Below are 22,248 nucleotides of genomic sequence, written 5' to 3'. Positions count from 1 at the left end.
GGGGTTTATACTACTGAAGGTATACCGTTTGCAAGTAAATACCAATATTATCTAGGTCTAAGCTACTTAACGCTTACCAGATTTTATGATTGATTATACGCAATGTCACAAATACCTTCAAAAATACGAATTGAAGAGAAGTAATAAAATTTGCTTTTTCCAAAAAATGACTTGTTCACCAAACATTCTAATAACTCATCACTGCATTAAAAATATTGAAACTAGTAATTTAATCCCATATAATGGTGATTAAATAGTTTCATAACAATAATAGACAACACAAAAAGGTGATTTTAAAATGGATCCACTTATCCAGCAACTACAGAACTCTTTCCATAAAGGGTTCATTGATAAAGAATACATTCATTCCGGGAGATTTAAGCCAGAACTTTTAGTAAATAATATAGATAAACGGCAAGATGTTTTAACTAGTCTAATAGATGAGTTGAAGTCATGTCAGTCATTTATGTTCTCTGTTGCTTTTATCACAGAGAGTGGCTTAGCAGTATTGAAGTCACATTTGCTAGATTTACATGAAAAAGGAATAAATGGTCGTATTCTTACTTCGACTTATCAATATTTTAATCAACCTAAAGTTTTTCAGGAATTATTAAAGCTTAAAAATGTAGAGGTTAGAATTGCAGATGTGGATGGATTTCACTCAAAGGGATATATTTTTCAACATAATACATATTATTCATTAATTGTTGGAAGTTCGAATTTGTCAGCCAATGCTTTAAAGGTAAATTATGAATGGAATGTGAAATTAACTTCTCATGAGAATGGAGAATAGTCGATCATTTCTATTCTCAATTTGAAGATATGTGGCTAGAGGCTATTCCTTTATCTTTTGAATGGATTGATCATTATAAAAAAGAATTTGAAAGACAAATGCCAGAGAAAGTAGCCGAATTTCCGGGTTCTTACATAACTAATAAAGTAAAGAATGCACTAGAGATTGAACCTAATAAAATGCAACAAACGGCATTACAAGGAATTCAAAAAATTCGTGAGAAGGGTGAAACTCGGTCTTTAATCATTTCAGCAACGGGTACTGGTAAGACTTATCTAGCAGCTTTTGATGTTAGGAAAGTTAAACCAAAAAGAATGTTGTTTATCGTTCACCGAGAGCAAATTTTGAAAAAAGCAAAATTGGATTTTATGCAAGTACTTGGAGGTAATGAATCTGATTTTGGTATTTTATCAGGCACAAATCATCAAATAGATGCTACATACTTATTTGCAACAGTGCAAACGATGTCTAAAGAGAGCACTTTGCAGTTATTTGATCCTGAATGTTTTGATTACATATTAATTGACGAAAGTCATCGAGCAGGTGCAGGCTCATATCAACGAATTATTGATTACTTTAAGCCTTCGTTCTTAATGGGGATGACAGCAACACCGGAACGTTCAGATGGATACGATCTATTTAAATTATTTAACTATAATATAGCCTATGAAATTCGTCTGCAGGAAGCACTTGAAGAAGATATGTTAACCCCTTTTCATTATTATGGAGTAACTGATCTTGAAATAGATGGAGAAGTGAAAGATGTTGTCTTATTTAATAAACTTATCTCAGAAGAAAGAGTCACACGGATACTAGAAAAGTTAGATTATTATGGTTTTTCAGGTGATAGAGTTCGTGGCTTGATTTTTTGCAGTACGAAAAAAGAAGCTCATGCCCTTTCAGAGATTTTTAACCAACATGGATTTCGAACGGTTCCATTAACTGGAGAAGATTCACAAGAAAAAAGAATGAGGGAAGTTTCCCGGCTTGAGAATGGTGATTTAGATTACATATTAACGGTTGATATTTTTAATGAAGGCATTGATATCCCTTGTATCAATCAAGTAGTCATGCTACGCCAAACTCAATCCAGTATTATTTTTATTCAGCAGCTTGGTAGAGGGTTAAGAAAGCATGATTCTAAAGAGCATCTAACTGTAATTGATTTTATTGGAAATTATAGCAATAATTATTTGATTCCGATTGCTTTATCTGGTGACTATTCTCAGAACAAAGACTCGATTAGACGAAAAATGATTGACACTAGTTATATAAAAGGTACTTCTAGTGTTAATTTTGAAGCGATTGCTAAGGAACGTATATATGAGGCAATCAAAACAGCTAAATTAACACATATGAAAGTATTTCGTGATGCTTATAAAGAATTAAAAAATAGAATTGGACGGATGCCTCTATTAATTGATTTCTTTGAACATCATTCCATTGATCCAGTTGTGATAGCTAATAAAAAGAATAACTATGTTGATTTTTTAAAATCAATGCGTGAAGATATTTCTGATGTATCAAGTGAAGAATCTAAATTATTGACCTTTATCACTCAGGAAATACTTTCAGGAAAGCGACAGCATGAAGCAATATTGATTACAAAGCTTTTAGAAATGAAACATCTAGAAAAAGAAGAGTATGTGAATATTCTAAATGAGAATGACTTGTTATCGGATTCTAGTACTATTCATTCGATAGAAAGGATTCTGGAGTTATCATTTTTCACTGAAGTAGATCAGAAAAAGTATGGGCAGAAATCAATTATCATAAATAATGAAGGAGTATATGAATTATCAGATAGTTTGAAACGGTGCTTAGAGAGTAAATGGTTTAGAACATTATTTGAGGATGTTCTGAAAGTAGCATTTCGACGAACTAATCGCTATAAAAAGGATTCACCGTTAACTAGATTAGAAAAGTATTCGCGCAAAGATGTGTGTAAATTATTAAATTGGGAAAAAGATGAGCACTCAACTATGTATGGCTATAAAACAAAACGCCAAACCTGTCCTATTTTTGTCACATATCATAAGGAACCAGATGTTGAAGCTAGTGTGAATTACGAAGATACTTTTTTAAGTCCAGAAGTGTTGCATTGGTTTACACGAAGTCGAAGAAGAAAAACATCAAAAGAAGTAGTAGAGATTATCGAATCACAAAAAAGAGATGTCACGATTCATATATTTGTAAAGAAAGATGATGACGAAGGTAATGATTTTTATTATCTAGGGGAAGCACTACCTGATCAAAATTCGGTTGAGGAGACAACGATGCCAAATGATAAAGGAGAAGAGTTACCAGTTGTAACAATGGATCTTTTATTAAAGGATAGTGTGGATCAGCCATTTTATGATTATTTACACGAAAATATGAATTAAGATAGAGCGCCTATTAAGGCGTTCTATCCTTATTTTGCTATCTTGTTGTGTTTCATAATTTCTTCTACTGCAGGTATATCTGCAGGCGCCCATACGATAGAGTCTAAATTTTCTTTAGGTAGCCATATCAGCTTAGCGTGTTCTGATACTTGTGGAGTCCCTTCTACGATTTTGGCTTCTATAGCAATTAAGTTAATAATAAATTTTTCATATTCACGAGTATGATCATAAATCAGTTCATGGGCTACAATTTTACAATTTAATTCTTCTGAAATCTCACGTTCTAATGCTTCTTTTAAGTTTTCACCTTGTTCAACTTTACCTCCAGGAAACTCCCATTTGTTCGGTATTGACATGTCATGAGATCTTAAAGCACATAGAATTTCGTTATTTTCATTTTCGATAACAGCTGCGACTACTTTCACTGTTTTTTTCATAAAACTCCTCCATATTATATTGAATCAATTATTTTTATAATAGCACGTAATAAACCACGAAATCTAGTTAGGCTTTTTTAGAATTTATTACAACAGGTGTTTCATTGATAAAGCCTTATCTATTAGATGCTGCAAAGCGTAGGTTCTTCAAGACGATGACTTTTATAATAATTAATTGTAAGCTTTAAGAACTGACAGATTTTCTCGGCACCAAGCTTGAGTCGGATTGGAATAACCAGCCATCTTTCCAAAATCAACACCTTCCATCAATATTTGTTCGATAAAATTCTTTAATGCTGTCATTTGTTCTTTGTAGTCTGAGAAGGAAGATGTAGCGCCAACTGCTTATTTGTCCAAATTGTTTTTCTTATTGAACGTAATAATGTTGTCTTCATCTTTCGTATCATTTCATCCTATCAATGTTGATTTAGTTGCTCAAATTTTTTATAGAATAAAATTTGATGTTTTCCTCCCTTGTTTGCACACAATCTAGCGTGTTTTGTTATTACATTGTCCTAATTCTTCTTAACTACTAAGGGTTAATTTCATACCAAGCCACCATAATCCATCGGTTAGTACGGGGCTTTTCCTATTTGTTATAAGAAATCCAGTCCAACTTCCTTTCTTCATTTTTGTTTTTGCTTTGGCGAATCATGTTCTTACCTCCTTTCAATTTCATAAAGAAATCCTTCTATAGAAGAGGGGGGCGAGGAACAAATGTAATCAGTCATTCATGATAGATAACTTGGAATTAGATTTTTTGTAAATTTTTTCTTTATATAAGGGGATTTTCTGACAAAAGGGCCGTGATTCTATCTATTCCGTGGTAAATTTGATAGTATTTGTCATATAAGAAAAAAGTCAGATTTACGGAGGTAGTACGATGGCTAAGCTTACGTTACAACAATTAGAATCACATTTATGGGAATCGGCTAATCTATTACGAGGTAGTATAGATTCCTCTGATTATAAAAATTACATATTTGGTTTATTATTTTTGAAACGATTAAGTGATGTTTTTATTGAAACAGCAAAAGAAATTGAACGAGAAGAAGACGATGACTATGGTTGGTATGATCGTGATGAGCACCAGTTCTTTGTTCCTGGACGGGCCCGCTGGACATATATTCAAGTGCAAACACAAGATATTGGTAATGAAATTAATAAAGCTTTTGAATCGTTAGAAGAAGAAAATCCATCATTAGCTGGTGTGCTAGCTAACATCGATTTTAATGATAAAGAAAAATTACCTGATAAGTTGTTAATGCAGTTAATTCAGCATTTTTCGGCGATTGATTTAAGTAATGGCAATCTATCAGAGCCTGATATGCTAGGTCGTGCTTATGAATATTTAATTAAGCAGTTCGCCGATGATGCAGGAAAAAAAGGAGGAGAATTCTATACCCCAACTAAAGTCGTAGAACTGATTGTCAACCTGATTAAACCTGAAGAAGGAATGCGGGTATGCGACCCAACGGTTGGTTCAGGCGGTATGCTTGTTCAATCCGTGGATTATATCAAATCACAAGGTGGTGACCCACGTAACTTATCTCTGCATGGTCAAGAGCGAAACTTAAATACATGGGCGATTTGTAAGATGAATCTTCTTTTACATGGTTTAAGTGATCATCGCATTGAGCGTGGAGATACGATCCGTGAACCAAAGCTTTTAGGTGAAGATAAGGAATTGCTTTTATATCAGAGATGTATTAGTAATCCTCCGTTTAGCTTAAAAAACTGGGGAAAAGAAGAAGCAGAAGCTGATAAATATGGTCGTTTTCGTTTTGGTATTCCACCGAAAAATGCTGGAGATTATGCATTTGTTCAGCATATGGTATCAACACTAAGTCATGATGGAAAAGCGGGTGTAGTCATGCCACATGGTGTGTTATTCCGTGGTGGTGCAGAAGGGAAAGTTCGTAAAGAATTATTAAAAGATGATTTAGTAGAAGCCATTATTGGTATACCCTCTAATCTCTTTTATGGAGCAAGCATACCAGCATGTATTCTAATTTTGAATCGTCAAAAAGAAGAACATCAAAAAGGAAAAGTCTTTATCTTAGATGGTTCCAAAGATTATGAAGAAGGAAGAAATCAAAATATTTTACGAGTTAAAGATATTGAAAAAATAGTTAGCTCTTATGATGCATGGGAAGAGCAAGAAAAATATTGCCGAGTCGTTGACTTAGAAGAAATAGAAGAAAATGACTACAACTTAAATATTGCCCGTTACATTGATACGACCGAAAAGGAAGAAGAAATTGACGTTCAAGCAGCATTAACAGATTTGAAAAAGCTAGAGCAAGAACGTGGTGACATTGAAGACAAGATGTATGGGTATTTGAAGGAGTTAGGATATGGTGAGTGAATGGCAAAAAATAAAGTTAAGAGAAATATTAGAAGAGAGTAAAATTCCTGAGTCTAATGAAGATATACACAAAAGATTATCTGTAAAACTTCATATGGGAGGAGTTTTCCCGAGAGAGGTTCGAGATACGGACAAAATAGGTTCAACTAAATACTATCATCGAAAAGTTGGACAGTTTATTTATGGTAAGCAGAATTTACACAATGGTGCTATTGGTATTGTTCCTGAAGAATTAGACGGTTATCAATCATCTTCAGATTTACCAACGTTTGATATCGCTGAATTTGTTAATAAAAACTGGTTATATTATTATTTTGCTAGAAAAAGTTTTTATAACAGTTTAGAACGACTTAGTAATGGAACAGGTTCTAAAAGGATTAAGCCAGATGAGCTATTAAATATTGAAGTGAGTTTACCACCATTAGCAGAACAACAAAAAATCGCAGCAATCCTAACCTCCGTCGATGAAGTAATCGAACAAACAGAAAAAATCATCAAACAAACAGAGACGGTGAAAAAAGGATTAATGCAACAGTTGTTGACGAAAGGGATTGGGCATTCACAATTCAAAAAGACTCCTTTAGGTAAGATTCCTATAAATTGGAAGTTAGTTACATTAGAAGAAATTGCAGATAAAGATAGAAATGCTATAAAACCTGGCCCGTTTGGCTCAGCACTAAAAAAAGAGTTCTATGTTAATAAGGGATATAAAGTCTATGGGCAAGAGCAGGTAATTCCCAATGACTTCTCTAAAGGTGATTATTATGTAGATGAAGAGAGATATTTTTCTCTACAGAGTTTCAAAATTAAACCTGGTGACTTGCTTATAAGTCTAGTTGGAACTTATGGTAAAATCGCTATTGTTCCAGAAGATGTTGAACCTGGAATAATTAATCCACGACTTCTAAAGATTACATTTGATAAAACTATAGCAAGTGTGAAATATTACAAATACTTTATGTCATCTAAAATTTTTTATAACCAATTAAGCAAATATAGTCAAGGAGGAACCATGGGAGTAATTAATAGTAAAACACTAAAATCTATTTACTATCCTTGCCCTCCTCTGTATGAACAAATCAAAATTTATCAAACCATCAAATCCTTTGATAATAAAATAAGCCATGAACAATTTAAATTAACAAAATTAATTCAGTTAAAACAAGGTCTTATGCAACAACTTCTAACTGGCAAAGTCCGTGTACCAATCGATGATAATGAGGAGGTTCCGTCATGAGTGAAGCGCAAGCTTGGAATGAGGAAACGTTAGTCGAAAATCGAATGATTGACCAACTTCAACAGCTTGACTACACGTATGTCCATGGGGCGGAACTGGATAAAGAGCGTATATCTCAATTAGAAGTGGTCTTAAAAGAAAGGCTACAACAAGCGATTCAACGCTTAAACCCATGGATAAATGAAAACAACTTAAACAAAATGGTTCGCTCTGTTGCGCATATGGAAACAACGAGTCTGATGGAAGCGAACCAACATTTTCATGAATTACTGATTAACCAATTATCGGTGCAACAAGATGTTGGTTCAGGAAGAAAAAATCAAACAGTCAAGTTAATTGATTTTGACAATATTGACAACAATGACTTCCTTATTACGAATCAATTCAGCTATACCCATGCTAATGAAACGATTCGTCCTGATATTATGTTGTATGTCAATGGACTGCCATTAGTTGTGATTGAATGTAAAAGTCCAGCATTACCTCCAGATGAACAAATCGGACAAGCCGTGAAACAATTACGTCGTTATCAACAAGAAAATGAAGCCCTTTTTCATTATAATCAGTTACTGATCGCAACAAGTAATGACCGTGCTAAAATAGGAACGATTGGTGCACAAGTTCAACATTACAGTGCTTGGAAAGAACCATATCCATTATCCACAAAAGATATCGGGGAAAATGCAACGTCTCAAGATATATTAACGGTAGGAATATTGGAGAAAGAACGTCTTTTTGATATCATCTTAAACTTTATTGTCTATGAACCAGAAGATGGCCGTGTAATTAAGAAAATGGCTCGCTATCAGCAATATCGAGCTGTAAATAAAGCTGTAGAACGTATTCTAACAGGAGAACATCCACAAGCTCGTGGTGGCGTTGTATGGGCGACACAAGGTTCTGGTAAATCCTTATCCATGGTCTTTTTATCAATGAAATTACGTCGATTAAAACAGTTGGAAAATCCTGTTATTGTAGTGGTCACGGATAGACAAGATTTAGATGCCCAAATTACCGCAACATTTAAACGTTGTGGTTTTCCTAATCCCAAACAAGCAGAATCAGTAGAAAAACTTAAGACATTACTACAACAAGGACCAGGCTCAACAGTGATGACCTTAGTGCAAAAATTCCAAACTGATGAAGACGAGGATTATCCACTGTTAACTGAATCGGAAAATGTGATTGTCCTAGTCGATGAATCGCACCGCTCGCAATATAGTTCGCTAGCAATGAACATGCGTATTGGTCTTCCAAATGCAACTTACATCGGTTTTACGGGAACACCAATTGATAAAGAAGATAAAAGTACGGTTCGAACGTTTGGGACTTATATTGATAAATATCCAATTGAAAAAGCAGTGGAAGATGGAGCAACGGTTCCAATCTTTTATGAAGCTAGGTTGATCGATTTACATGTGCAGGGGGAAACGATTGATACGCTATTCGACCGTTTCTTCCGTGATTATTCTGATGAAGATAAGGAACGAATTAAACAGAAGTATGTAACAGAGGAAGCCTTAACCGCATCACCGAAACGATTAAAAAACGTTGTCCTTGATGTCATTGACCATTTTGAGCAGCATATCCAACCTAATGGTTTTAAAGCACAAATTGTTACGGTATCACGTGAGGCCGCAGTTGCTTATAAAAAATTAATGGATGAACTAAGTGATTACGAATCGGCGGTGATTATTTCAAAAGGTCAAAATGAATCAGAAGAAATGAAACAATATGTTGTATCCAAGGCAGAAGAAAAAGAAGTGATCGGGCGCTTCAAAAAACCAATAGATGTAGACCCGCTCGCTTTTCTAATCGTCTGTGATAAGCTTTTAACTGGTTTCGATGCCCCTATTGAACAGGTCATGTATTTGGATAAACCATTAAAAGAACATAACTTATTACAAGCAATCGCTAGAACGAATCGAACCTATGATAAGAAGAGCTATGGCTTAATTGTCGATTATTATGGCGTATCTCAATTTCTAGAAGAATCTCTAGGTATCTTCCATGAAGAAGATATTAAAGGTGCCATGCATCATGTTGATGAAGAGATGCCTCGCTTACAATCCCATCATCGTAGGATCATGCAGTTCTTTGATTATATTAATAAGAGTGATGCTGAAGCTTGTTTAAAAGTATTAGAACCAGAAGATGTGCGAAATAAGTTTGATACAGCCTTCAAGAAGTTTTCTGAAAGCATGGATATGGTAATGCCTAGTCCAAAAGCTAAGGCTTATGTAGATGATTTAAAATGGCTAGGAAAGATTCGAAAGCTTGCCAAATCTCGTTATTATATCGATGATGGTACCATGGATATTTCAGATTGTGGTGGTAAGGTACGTGAATTAATTGAAGAATACGTCTATGCGTCCACTCCTGAAATCTTATTTGAACCAGTCAATATTTTAACGAATCAATTTGATGAAAAACTAGATGAGCTAAAAACACCTGAAGCAAAAGCAGCTGAAATGGAGCATGCCATTAAACATGAAATCAGAATTAAGTTAGATGAGAACCCAGTGAAATATACATCGATAAGAGAACGCTTAGAACAATTAATCCAACAACGTAAATTACGCCAATTAACGATAGAAGAGCTCTTAGAAGAGTATCAGTCCATACGAGAAGAAATGATAAACATAGATCGAGAGAGTCAATCATTTGGCCTTTCGGATGCGAAACAACTACCATTCTATCAGTTACTAGAACAGCAATTACCAGAAGAAATTGAACAAGAGAGTATTAAAGATTTAACCGAGATAATTACGGATATCATTCAAGATAATGCGGTAATTGATTGGACGGAGAAAGAAGATGTGAAGCGAGAAATGAGAAAGAAATTGAAGAAACAACTTCGAGCAAGTTCTGTTCCTAATAAGCAGGTGGAAAGTGTTGCGAGACAGTTGATGGAACTAGGTGAAATTCACTATAAAGCTTAATTGCTTCAACGAGAGGCATAACATCAGAGTAAGATGTTATGCCATCTTTCATATCAGGAGGTAAAACAATGGGTGATAAAAAAAGAACAAGTTGTGAAGATGAAATGTTACAGGTTATCAAGGAGCTCGTGAAAGAGAAAGGTAAAATCAATTTCACAGTCCAAGGAGTTTTGGATAAGATGAAACGAGCTGGAACCACGTATAAAGAATATACAATGCGTACACATCTAACGAGCAAATGTTGTGTGAATATTTCACAGCATCACCAAACCGTCTATAATGATTACAAACGAATTGAACTGGGTTATATGCATTGAATTCAGCCGATACAATGTAGTTCAACACCATGAACTCTTAGCCATTCTTTGGAATGTTCATAATGAGGAAGTGTCGATTTAACTAAACGCCAAAATTTATCATTATGTTGAGGAACAAGTAGATGAACTAATTCATGTACAATGATATAATCAATCACTCGAACTGGAGCCATTACCATTCTCCAATTCAGATAGATATCACCATTGGGCGTGCATGTACCCCATCGTCTATGTTGCGTTCTTAATTGGATGGAACGAGGTTCAACACCTAAAATCGCTTGATAATCCTTTGCTCGTTCTATTATTTTTTTAAAACCATGTTGACGATACCATGCAATAAGTTGTTGTTCAAGAAGATCCTGGATTTGATATTGAGTCCAATCATGTGGAACGACCGCAATAAAGCGCCCTTGTTTAAGTTGTATAGAAGCAGTCTTAACAGGCTCTTTGAATACCTTTAATCGATAATGACGACCTAGGTATGGAAGTTTTTCGCCGCTAACAAACTCTTTTTGTTGAACGCTTGTTTTAACTTCATTTAGTTCCTCAAGCTTTTGGTTGATCCATGGTGCTTTTTGAATAAGTATATCGTTTAATTTAGATTTACTTACATTCCTTGGTTTATAGATTTCAACACCATTTACAAGATCTATTGAAATTTTTACGTCTTTTCTATTCTGAATGAAGTAATTATAATAGATTATTGTTGTTCCGAAATTGATAGTGGGCATCAGTTTCACTTCCTTCTAAAAGACATTGTACTATTTCAAATAAAATAGAACAATTATATGGTGAGGAGACCCTAAGAATTGAATCTTTTGACAGGTCTGGAGGTTATATAATTGGAAAATTTAATTGAGTATCAACCTTTACGAGATTTTAAATTTGATAAGTTACACTTTACTGAAAGGTCTGAACAAATAGCTGATTTTATTAGAAACTACTCCCCCATACTCCGTTTGCAATATCGATAAATGGAGATTGGGGTACAGGAAAATCTACTATGCTAAATTTTTGTGAACAGTTCCTAATAGATGATAAAAAATGTCATATCATCCGATTTAATCCTTGGATGGTTAGTAATAGCGAAGAATTGTTAAAAAGTTTAATTGAAGAGATTTATGAAGTGATTGATGGTAATTTTTCTAAAGCAAAGAAGAACTTTAAGGAATATGCATTAAAATTGATGCCTACACTAGGCAAAGTTGGAGCATACCTGGGGGCGATTAGTTCTGGAGTCGATCCAAAATCAAGTCAGGTTATTTCACAAGCAGCTGGTAAAAGTCTCATAGGTATGAATGACATATATTTTGGTAACCCACTTTCTAAACAAAAGCAGAAAGTTATAGATGAATTTACTTCTTATAGATATATTCAAAATAAAGACAGTAAAAGTGTACCTGAATTAGTTAGTCGTACTAATGATTTGATTAGAGCTTGTTATCCTGATATCAGGGAAGGGAATGTTACAAGGACTAATAAATAATACAGTAACAGAAGTGGTTTTCTTTTTGAAAGGTTTTCCTGATTATATTAGACATAAAAAGTTAACTGAAAACAGATAGATAACTTATGTTAAATAGTTTACATGATTTTAATATATTTTAGAAGATTATAAGGGCAACGTTCTTCGGCATTTCTGCGTATTATGAAATATTGGAAATGGTGTCAAGCTATTTAATTTCCAGTGCCTGTACTTACCGGTTTTTGTCGATTGTCTCACCGTAACAAACATGATAAAAGAATGTTTGTTCAAGTTAGTTGTGTTATACCGAAAAATGGGTAACGTTTTTTTAGGTTAAGTTGGGCTACTCCCTAACTAGAAAGGGAGTAGCCTTGTGAGTATGTATTAGATTTCATAATGTTATATACTTTTGGCACCTTCTTGATTGTATCATTGATCGAAGAATGCAGCCGATTCCTCTAAGGGGGACTACTTATCCACACCCCATAGTGACCGCTATGGGCTTTATTATATGAATTTCTTAACCTTCAACAGTTTAAAATATTGACTGTTTTTTTTCGTTCTATGGGAATTTATAAGCAAGAAATCTTTCTGATTTTTATAAAGGTATCTTCATGCTTTTCCTTAATTAAAACATAACCGCACGGAAATTTCCTCGTTCCATTTCTATATTCCTCAAACTACATAATCATACAAACTCCTATAATGTAAAATTTTTGTAAAAATTAACTAGACTAACTAACCTTTACGCATCTTTTGATGATTATAAATATGGCATGGTCAACATTATGAATATTTGAAAATAACCTGAGGTGATACCTATGACACCAGCTGCCAAAATGCCGAAAAAAGTAAGTGAAACACTAACTCCTAAAAGTATACAGGTAAGTAATTTACTTACCAAACGCAATAAAACGGTAAGTAAAACACTTACTTTCAAGTTCGTAAAATACGTACCGATAAATGGCGGGGAGTCAGTCGTGATAAGGGATACAAGCTCCGTAAAGACATTATTAAAGACATTAAAGATTAAAGACATAAAAGAATATTATAATAATAATAAAGACGAGCGCTTTTGGGAAAAAGTGATTCATTTTTATCGTGACAATTTACAAAGAGGGATTATCGAGTCACCTTTCAATTACGAACTGTTGACACAGTGGTATGACGAATATGGCTATGATTTGTTACTTGCTGTAATGAAAGTCGCAGCGAAAGCAGATACAAAAGGGGTGAAATACATTGAAAGTGTGCTGTTAAACTGGGAACATACTGGTATTAAAACGTTAGATGATACAAGACTTGACAGAAAACGATAGCATTTCAGAAAAAAATCATAAATCTAAACGAGATATTGTGCTGGATTGGTATGTGAAACAAAAAGAAGAGCATAATCAAAAAATAAAACAGGAAAAGGAAAAAAAGAAAAAAGCTACTAAGTCTGATCGAAGGTTGCAGGAATATTTGAGGAGTCAGGAGTGGTAGTGTGCATATTTTCTACCACATCCTACTTCAAATTATGTTAAAATAAGGGAAAATTAAAAGGAAAATTTACTATGTCATGCCCATTTTTTTCCATAACAACAACCTAGAAATCATTCTTGAAAATGATCTAGCGCTAGCCTTTTTTGATAAATACCCGGTACTAGGTAGATGTCATAATAATCAGAGTCGTACGCTTCTACTTCGGCCATTCCCAGCAATAACCTGCTAGAATCCTAGATTTATTATTGTGCTGATTTACTGAATAATTTGCTCTCGCATTTCATGAGGGTTGGAAAAGACCTAAACAGCATGACTTCGGGATGAGCTGGAATTTGGACAACACGACCACTAATATGTAATGAAATGGAGGAATAATTATGTATCAGCCTGAACCGCAGTCTATTACTTTTTCCACTTTAATTCATGATATTGACAAAGGAATTATTAAAATCCCACAGTTCCAACGTGATTTTGTTTGGTCTAAAGCTCAATCATCACAGCTTCTAGATAGTATTATCAAAGGATATCCAATCGGTACATTTATTTTATGGGAAACAGATGAGAGGTTACGCGCAATCCGTAATATTGGAGGAGCAGTACTACCGGAAACTCCAGATGGAGCTAAAGTACAATATGTATTAGATGGTCAACAGAGAATGACAAGTCTCTTTGCTAGTTTAAAAGGATTAACTATTGCCCGAGATAAGAATAAAAGCGATCATTTTGAAGACATCTATGTAGATCTAGTGGCGGAACAAGACGAACCAATTATTATTACGGAAGTCAAGGATAGAGACGAAAAAGAAATTATTAAGTTGAAAGATTTGTTATTTGGTGGTATTTCCGTATTATCAAACTATCCGCCAAGCAGTTATTCTGTTTTAGAAGATTATCAAAAACGTTTAAATACATATAGATTCTCTACCATTCTATTACGAGATGCAACTATAGATGTAGCAACAGAAGTATTCACTCGGCTTAATGTTGGAGGTAAAGACCTATCCGTATTTGAAATTATGGTGGCAAAAACATATGATGCTGAACGAGATTTTGATTTATCTGAACAATATGACCAAATAAAGGAAAGGCTAGAGGAAGTTGGTTTTGATACCGTACCGGCGATTGTTTTTTTACAAACAATGGCCTTGTTACAAAAGGGTGAATGTGCAAAGAAGCATATTTTAAAACTAGACAGACAAAAGTTCATAGATGAATGGGATGGAGTGGTAAATGCAGTAGAACGGTCTGTAGATTATTTTAGGAATTATTTTCGTATCCCTGTTTCACGAATATTACCGTATAACTCATTAATAGTACCATTCGCATACTTTTTTTATCATCATCCCGATAAACCAGAAGCTAATATGAAACGTCGGTTAGAAGACTTTTTCTGGAGGGTGTCATTATCAGAAAGATATTCATCAGCAGTGGAGACGAAATTAGGACAAGATGTGAAACGAATTGATAAAATATTATCGGATAAGCAACCTAAGTATGATTTTCATGTGGATATTAGTCCAGAAGCAATAATAGAGAATGGTTGGTTTAGTGCCAATCGAAGTTATATTAAGTCTATTCTTTGTTTATATGCATATCAAGAGCCAAAGTCGTTTAATGACCATTCAATAGTGCGAATGAATAATGGTTGGTTAAAACAAGCAAATAGTAAAAACTACCATCACTTTTTCCCTCGTGCCTTTTTAAAGAAACAAGGAAAAGAGGAATCTTATATAAATCATATTTTAAACATCACAATAGTTGATGATTTTCTCAATAAGCGAAAAATCAAAGCAAAAGCTCCTTCGATTTACATGAAGGCTTTTAAAGAACAAAACGAGAAGCTTGCAAAATCAATGAAAACACATTTAATTGATGATATTGATACCTATGGCATATGGCAGGATAATTATGAAGTATTCTTCCAAAAAAGAGCGGAAAAGGTGAGCAAGGAGCTAATGAAAAAGTTAATATAAAATATACAAGAGAATGATATCTTTTCTAGCTAATGAATGTACTTTTATAACAAATAAACTTGATAAGGGGATTTATGATGGAGCATCTTCCTGTTTATCACTTGATTTAGAGACAAAATTAGAGCTAGCTAGTATAGCGTATGACTACGATAAATTACATAAACATCCTATTGAAGCGTTAGCATTTCCTAGATTTCGTGAAGAAGTAAAAAGCAGATTTAGGTGATCAATAGGTTCAGTAGTCCCTGTTGTGGGTACATTTATTGGAGGTGCGATTGGAGGTATAGCTGGTAGTAAAGTATCCAAGAAAGCTTTAGATAAAGTAATCGATGATGATTTGAACGTATTCGTGATATTCGTGCTTCAGAAAAGAGGTTTTATTATAAAATAACTGATATACCTTCTATCAGATTTATTAAAAAGAACATTGAAAGGCTTTTCGTTCTATGTTAATATTTACGTAACCGGTTACGTTAGTTAGTAGGGAGAAGGATATCGTTATGGCCTATACAATAAAAGATGTAGCCCAAACAGCAAATGTATCAACAGCAACAGTTTCTAGGATATTGAACGACCAAGGTGGTTATTCAGAAAAGACAAAAAGAAAAGTACTTAATGTCATTCAAGAATTAGATTACTATCCTAGTGGGATAGCAAGAGGTTTGACTAATAAAAGAACAAATACCATTGGTGTATTAGTCCCTAATTTAACAAGTTCTTTAGTTACTGAATTTTTGGATGGAATTGAGTCAGTCGCACACAATATAGGATCGAGTGTTATCGTATGTCACACAGAATCGCATGGTATCAAAACTATGAAATACCTGCAACTATTACATGAAAAACGAATCGATGGTCTTATTTTAGCTAGTACAGTACTGAAAAAAGAGTATTATGATTATGTCGAAAAAATGGGCGTTCCAGTTGTACTGTTGTCTGCTTATTCAGAATTTCCCGTCCCTTACGTTACAGCAAATGACTACGAAGCTGCGTACACAGGGACCAAGTATTTAATACAAAAAGGTCATAAGAAGATTGGAATGATTAGTGGAAATAAAGAAGAATGGATTGCCGGTAACCTTATTCCTAGAGTAGAGGGTTTTAAAGACGCTCTCTCTGATAACAACATATCTTTTAATGAAAGTTGTATTGAGTATGGGAAGTTTTCTATCGATGATGGAGTAACAGGCCTCAAACATTTGTTAAATCGAGTACCCGATCTCACAGCTATTTTTACAGAGAATGATGAAATTGGTATGGGTGTCTTGTCTGCAGCTTATAATTCAGGTATTAAAGTTCCTGAAAAATTATCCGTTATTGGCATGGACGATATAAATTTATGTAATTTTATGTCTCCACCGCTGACATCTGTTTCGCTATCTCATAATGAAATGGCAGAAAAAGCTGCAAATCTGATGTTTAAAATGATAAATTCGGACACAGAAGTAAGTAATTGTATCCTTGATTATCAAATTATTGAGAGACAGAGTGTATGCTCGCAATAGTCTCTCTTTCAAAAATACGTAACCGGTTACGTGAAACAGGATTTAATTTACCAAAGGGAATATTGGTAGGGAGCACAGTTGGTGTTTTTTTGTTAATTTACGTAACCGGTTACGTATAATGAAAAGAAATCTAATTACTCCCTATATATTGAAAACGCAACTATAGAAAATCAGGAGTGTATTAATTATGCAGAAAAAATGGTGGAAAGAAAGTGTAGCTTATCAGGTCTATCCAAGAAGTTTTAAAGATAGTAATGGAGACGGAATTGGTGATCTTCAAGGAATGATTCAAAAATTAGACTATATTAAAGAGTTAGGTATAGATGTTATTTGGATTTGCCCAATGTATAAGTCGCCAAATGATGATAACGGTTATGACATATCTGATTATCAAGATATTATGGACGAATTCGGCACTATGGAAGACTTTGATCAGTTATTAGAAGAAGTTCATAACCGCGATATGAAATTAATTATTGATTTAGTAATAAACCATACCAGTGATGAACATGAGTGGTTCATAGAATCAAGGTCATCTAAAGAAAATCCAAAGCGAGATTGGTATATCTGGCGTAAAGGAAAAGAAAACGATCAGCCGCCTAACAATTGGGAATCAATTTTTAGTGGTTCGATTTGGGAATATGATGCAAAAACAGATGAATATTTTATGCACTTATTTTCAAAACGACAACCTGACTTAAACTGGGAGAATGCTGAAGTACGTGAAGCGTTATACGATACGGTCAATTGGTGGCTTGATAAGGGGATTGATGGTTTTCGGATTGATGCTATTTCCCATATCAAAAGAGAACCTGGCTTCCCTGATTTACCGAATCCAAAAAAATTAGACGTTGTGCCTGCTGCAAAATATACAACGAATGTAAAGGGGATTGATAAGTTTTTAAGTGAATTCGCTGAAAAGACAATTAAAAACTATGATGTGATGACTGTTGGAGAAGCTGGCGGTGTGACTGTCGAAGATGCAGAATATTGGGTAGGAAAAGATAATGGTTATTTTAATATGATTTTTCAATTTGACCATGTAGCTTTATGGGATAAAGGAAAAGGAAATTCGAAAGATATCGTAGGTTTTAAAAAGGCATTATCTAAATGGCAAGTTGGCCTAGATGGAAAAGGATGGAACGCTTTATTTTTAGAAAATCACGATCTACCTAGAAGTGTTTCATCATGGGGCGATGATGATCGTTATTGGAAAGAAAGTGCAAAGATGCTTGCTACAACATATTTCTTAATGCAAGGTACTCCGTTCATTTATCAAGGACAAGAAATTGGGATGACAAATGTTCAGTATGAAAATATTGAAGATTACAATGATGTTGGAATGCTAAATTTTTATCATAAAAAACGTGAACAAGGTGAATCTCACGAAGATTTAATGAAAATTCTCTGGGCTCAGTGTCGAGACAATGCTCGGACTCCAATGCAATGGAATTCGGATAATAATGCTGGTTTTTCGAGCTCAGATAAACCTTGGTTAAAATTAAATCAAAACTATGATTCTATTAATGTCGCTGATCAAATAGCAGATGAGGATTCAATTTTAAATTTTTACAAAGGTCTAATAAAACTGAGGAAAGACTATGAAGTATTTGTTTATGGAACTTATCAGCTCCTACTGCCTGATCACCCTGCAATCTTCGCTTATTTACGCGTTTTAGACGATAAAAAGGCATTAGTTATCTGTAATATGACTGAAGAAGAAATTACAGTTGAGCTACCAGAAAAAATAGAATATAAGGAGTCTTCGCTTATTCTCAACAATTACAAGCAGACAAATGATAGTTTATCAAAGGAATTAACATTTAAACCATATCAAGCGTCTGTATATTCATTAAAATAGGACACATTTAGGAGGAATTAATATGATTAAAAGAAAATTATCATTTGGGCTTATCATGTTCGTGCTAACTACACTATTGATCGCATGTGGACCGCAACGGGATACAACAGAGGCCGAACAGGAATCAAACGGTGACGAAATTCCAGAGAAACCAGAAGAGTTGACTTTTTGGGCATGGGAAGATGTTTTACCTGCATTTCAAGCTATCGGAGATAAATATACAGAAGAAACAGGCATTAAGGTAAACGTGGTAGATGCTCAAAATGCGGATCTGTCCTTAGATGCACCTGCAGGGAAAGGCCCTGATTTATATTACGAAACACATGACCGTATAGGTGATTCATATTTACAAGGTTTAGCTGCGGAATTGACATTAACAGAAGAGCAACTAAGCGGATATGAAGAGTCTGCATTAGAAGCGTTCACGTACGACGGTAAATTATTAGGAATTCCATCATCAGTTGAAACAATTGGATTATTCTACAATAAAGAACTTGTACCTGAGGCTCCTAAGACAATAGAAGATATTACAAATATAGCAGCAAATTTAACTAATGCTGAGAAAGATGAGTATGGATTTCTAAATATCACATCAGACTTTTATCCTACGTACCCATTCCTAACTGCAGCAGGTGGATATGTGTTTGGAAACAATGAGCAAGGTGGATATGACACGAGTGATATTGGTTTAGCAACTGATGAAGTAGTAGAGGGAGCAGAATTAATTGCTTCATGGCATCAAAATGGTTATATTCCAGAAAGCGTTACTTACGATGTTATGAATGGATTATTCCGTGATGGAAAAGTTGGTGCAATTATCTCGGGGCCTTGGGGAATTCCTGATTTTAGCTCAGGTTTAGGTGATAACTTAGCAATTGCTCCACTCCCGACATTTAACGGCAATCAATTAGAATCGTTTTTAGGAGTAAAAGGAATGGCTATCTCAGAATATAGTGAAAACAAACATTGGGCGACAGACTTTGCATTATTTATGTCAAATCCTGAGAACTCTAAGTTTCTATTCGATGAACTACAACGAATTCCTGCACGGACGGATGTAACAATAGACGATGAGCTATATCAAGGAATTCAAGAACAAATACAATACGCTGCCCCAATGCCTAATATACCTGAAATGGCCCAAGTGTGGGATCCGATGGCTGACGCATTAGTATTCATTTCTGAAGGTGAAGATCCAAAGGCAGTATTAGAAGAAGCAGTACAAAACATTAAAGATCAAATTAATTTAATAAGTGGTAACAACTAATATTCAGAATCAAAACCGGAAGAATGTGTTAGCACATTCTTCCACATAGATTGTAAAGGCAGGTGCAACTATATGATACACCAACGAAAAAATCCAAAGGTGGCAGCTTTATTGTCAGTTATTCCTGGATTTGGACAGATGTATAACCGTCGCTTTTTGAAAGGAACAATCTTTTTTTTATTGTTCATTTCGTTTATAACGTTATTTTATCAATTTTTAAATATAGGGTATTGGGGTCTCTTTACACTTGGTGAAATTCCTAAATTAGATGATTCTCGAGTTTTGCTTGCTCAAGGAATCATTTCGCTTATAATCACGACTATTGCATTAACTTTCTATATATTGAACTTGAAAGATGCATTTAAAGATGCTCAAAAACTTCAAAAAGGTATTATTCTGAATAGCTTAAAAGGAAGTTTTAAAGATGGTTGGGATAAGGGTTTTCCTTATATACTCGTAGGCCCTGGACTATTCTTATTAATATTTGTTGTCGTATTTCCATTACTATTTATGGTGTTTTTAGCTTTTACGGACTACAACTTATATAATTCTCCACCGAGGAATTTATTGAATTGGGTAGGATTTGATAACTTTACTTCATTAGCAACAGTTCCAATATGGCGTAGTACATTTGCGAGTGTATTCTCGTGGACAATTATTTGGACTCTAGTAGCTACAACATTACAGATAGCATTAGCTTTGATTCTAGCTATTTTTGTTAATGATTCAAGAATTAAGTTTAAAAAACTTCTAAGAACTCTATTGATTTTACCATGGGCTGTTCCGGGATTCGTAACTATTTTAATCTTTGCAGCACTGTTTAATAATGATTTCGGTGCAATAAATCGCGATATTTTAATACCGCTTTTCGACCAAGCACTCCCTTGGATGACTGATCCATTTTGGGCTAAAGTCGCCATTATAGGTATTCAAGTTTGGTTAGGTTTTCCTTTCGTATTTGCTATCTTTACTGGGATATTACAAAGTATTTCTAGCGATATGTATGAAGCAGCGGATATGGATGGAGCCACTAGTTGGCAAAAGTTTAAAAAAATCACTTTTCCTCATGTGATGTTTGCAACAGCTCCAATATTAATCATGCAGTATGCTGGTAATTTTAATAACTTTAATATAATTTACCTCTTTAATCAAGGTGGACCAGCTGTTAGAGGACAAAACGCTGGTGGTACAGATATTTTAATTTCATGGGTTTACAACTTAACATTTGAAACCCAAAACTACAATATGGCTGCTGCGATTTCAATCATCATCGGTTTAATTATTGCTACCTTTGCATTCTTTCAATTCCGACGCACAAGTTCCTTTAAGGGGGAAATGTAAATGACTAGAAAAACCAAGAGCAATCTTCAAGTAATAGGAATGTATGCATTTATCGGAGCCGTTATTGTAGCGATCTTATATCCATTACTATGGACAATCGGTTTATCCTTAAATCCAGGAACAAGTTTATATGGTTCATCTATGATACCAGATAACTTTTCATTCGTTCATTATAAGTGGCTCTTCTTTGACCCTGCTAGTGATTATTTACTCTGGTACAAAAATACACTTATTGTTGCAACGATCACATCTTTTAGTGCTGTAGTTTTTGTCTCCCTTATTGCATATGCCTTTTCAAGGTATCATTTTATAGGTAAAAAAAATGGTATATACACCTTCTTGCTATTACAAACATTTCCAGTTTTAATGGCGATGGTTGCTTTATACATTCTTTTAAACATGGTAAATTTGCTAGATACGTTAACTGGTTTGATTCTAATTTATATAGGGGGGGCAATTCCGATGAATGTTTTCTTGGTAAAAGGCTATTTCGACACAATCCCTAAAGAATTAGATGAATCGGCCAAAATTGATGGTGCTGGACACTTAAGGATTTTCTTTACAATTATGCTGCCGTTAGCAAAACCGATCTTGGCAGTAGTTGCACTGTTCAACTTTATGACTCCATTTATGGATTTTATCCTTCCGAGTATTATTTTACGAAGTCCAGAAAACTACACGTTAGCCTTGGGACTGTTTAATTTTATCAATGAACAATTTGGTAATAACTTTACTCGTTTTGCAGCTGGAGCAGTGCTAATTGCTATACCAATTGCAGCTGTCTTTTTATTTTTGCAACGATACCTAATATCAGGACTAACATCTGGTGCTACGAAAGGATAGTATTGTAAAAAGAAAAATCCTATTATGTAA

The 22,248-nt window shown here is 34.4% G+C and carries 15 protein-coding genes and 2 pseudogenes; 15 read left to right on the top strand and 2 right to left on the bottom strand.

Translation table 11 applies throughout. From position 1 onward, the window contains the following. Positions 1-298 precede the first annotated feature (298 nt). Positions 299-3,177, top strand: a pseudogene (locus GHD00_RS01755) (DEAD/DEAH box helicase). Between the two features lie 29 nt (positions 3,178-3,206). Here the strand turns inward: GHD00_RS01755 and GHD00_RS01750 are convergent. Then, positions 3,207-3,614 (bottom strand): (deoxy)nucleoside triphosphate pyrophosphohydrolase, encoded by a 408-nt coding sequence (locus tag GHD00_RS01750; protein ID WP_163536361.1) that lies wholly within the window; start codon positions 3,612-3,614, stop codon positions 3,207-3,209. An 883-nt stretch (positions 3,615-4,497) separates the two neighbouring features. Here GHD00_RS01750 and GHD00_RS01745 point away from each other — a divergent pair. The 4 genes from GHD00_RS01745 to GHD00_RS01730 all read left to right on the top strand — a co-directional run bounded on the left by GHD00_RS01745 (position 4,498) and on the right by GHD00_RS01730 (position 10,478). Beyond that, positions 4,498-5,982: a type I restriction-modification system subunit M gene (locus GHD00_RS01745; RefSeq protein ID WP_163536360.1), complete on the top strand. Its 1,485-nt coding sequence runs from the start codon at positions 4,498-4,500 to the stop codon at positions 5,980-5,982. Beyond that, positions 5,975-7,219 carry a restriction endonuclease subunit S gene (locus GHD00_RS01740; protein WP_163536359.1) on the top strand — a complete coding sequence of 415 codons (1,245 nt, stop codon included), beginning with the start codon at positions 5,975-5,977 and terminating at the stop codon, positions 7,217-7,219. The genes GHD00_RS01745 and GHD00_RS01740 overlap by 8 nt, the downstream gene beginning before the upstream one ends. Then, the gene (locus GHD00_RS01735) at positions 7,216-10,161 is read left to right on the top strand and encodes a type I restriction endonuclease subunit R (protein WP_163536358.1); all 2,946 of its coding nucleotides are present in this window, start codon (positions 7,216-7,218) and stop codon (positions 10,159-10,161) included. Before GHD00_RS01740 ends, GHD00_RS01735 begins: the two co-directional genes overlap by 4 nt. A gap of 68 nt (positions 10,162-10,229) precedes the next feature. Beyond that, positions 10,230-10,478 (top strand): DUF7669 domain-containing protein, encoded by a 249-nt coding sequence (locus tag GHD00_RS01730; RefSeq protein WP_163536357.1) that lies wholly within the window; start codon positions 10,230-10,232, stop codon positions 10,476-10,478. Between the two features lie 2 nt (positions 10,479-10,480). On the opposite strand, the gene GHD00_RS01725 is transcribed toward GHD00_RS01730, so the two are convergent. Continuing rightward, positions 10,481-11,209, bottom strand: a complete 729-nt coding sequence (locus GHD00_RS01725) for a M48 family metallopeptidase (RefSeq protein WP_163536356.1) — start codon at positions 11,207-11,209, stop codon at positions 10,481-10,483. 227 nt (positions 11,210-11,436) lie between these two features. Here GHD00_RS01725 and GHD00_RS01720 point away from each other — a divergent pair. From GHD00_RS01720 to GHD00_RS01675, 10 genes and pseudogenes are all read left to right on the top strand, one after another. Then, positions 11,437-11,964, top strand: a pseudogene (locus GHD00_RS01720) (P-loop NTPase fold protein); the annotation flags it as partial. A gap of 800 nt (positions 11,965-12,764) precedes the next feature. Beyond that, on the top strand, positions 12,765-13,262 hold the full coding sequence (locus GHD00_RS01715; RefSeq protein WP_163536355.1) for a DnaD domain-containing protein: 498 nt from the start codon (positions 12,765-12,767) through the stop codon (positions 13,260-13,262). Beyond that, complete coding sequence (locus tag GHD00_RS01710; RefSeq protein WP_163536354.1) at positions 13,246-13,428, top strand: hypothetical protein; 183 nt, start codon at positions 13,246-13,248, stop codon at positions 13,426-13,428. Before GHD00_RS01715 ends, GHD00_RS01710 begins: the two co-directional genes overlap by 17 nt. 377 nt (positions 13,429-13,805) lie before the next feature. Next, on the top strand, positions 13,806-15,401 hold the full coding sequence (locus GHD00_RS01705; RefSeq protein ID WP_163536353.1) for a GmrSD restriction endonuclease domain-containing protein: 1,596 nt from the start codon (positions 13,806-13,808) through the stop codon (positions 15,399-15,401). Between the two features lie 250 nt (positions 15,402-15,651). Then, complete coding sequence (locus GHD00_RS01700; protein ID WP_163536352.1) at positions 15,652-15,792, top strand: hypothetical protein; 141 nt, start codon at positions 15,652-15,654, stop codon at positions 15,790-15,792. 109 nt (positions 15,793-15,901) lie between these two features. Then, positions 15,902-16,906, top strand: coding sequence for a LacI family DNA-binding transcriptional regulator (locus GHD00_RS01695; RefSeq protein ID WP_163536351.1), 1,005 nt, complete (start codon positions 15,902-15,904; stop codon positions 16,904-16,906). A 187-nt stretch (positions 16,907-17,093) separates the two neighbouring features. Further along, positions 17,094-18,767, top strand: coding sequence for a glycoside hydrolase family 13 protein (locus GHD00_RS01690; RefSeq protein ID WP_163536350.1), 1,674 nt, complete (start codon positions 17,094-17,096; stop codon positions 18,765-18,767). Between the two features lie 25 nt (positions 18,768-18,792). Then, on the top strand, positions 18,793-20,034 hold the full coding sequence (locus GHD00_RS01685; RefSeq protein WP_163536466.1) for an extracellular solute-binding protein: 1,242 nt from the start codon (positions 18,793-18,795) through the stop codon (positions 20,032-20,034). A 72-nt stretch (positions 20,035-20,106) separates the two neighbouring features. Then, positions 20,107-21,375, top strand: coding sequence for a sugar ABC transporter permease (locus GHD00_RS01680; RefSeq protein WP_163536349.1), 1,269 nt, complete (start codon positions 20,107-20,109; stop codon positions 21,373-21,375). Next, complete coding sequence (locus GHD00_RS01675) at positions 21,376-22,218, top strand: sugar ABC transporter permease (protein WP_163536348.1); 843 nt, start codon at positions 21,376-21,378, stop codon at positions 22,216-22,218. Positions 22,219-22,248: the final 30 nt, after the last annotated feature.

Origin of the sequence: Gracilibacillus sp. YIM 98692 (assembly GCF_010993965.1) — a bacterium.
Taxonomy (GTDB): Bacteria; Bacillota; Bacilli; order Bacillales; family Amphibacillaceae; genus Gracilibacillus.
This window is presented reverse-complemented; position numbering and strand designations above follow the sequence as displayed.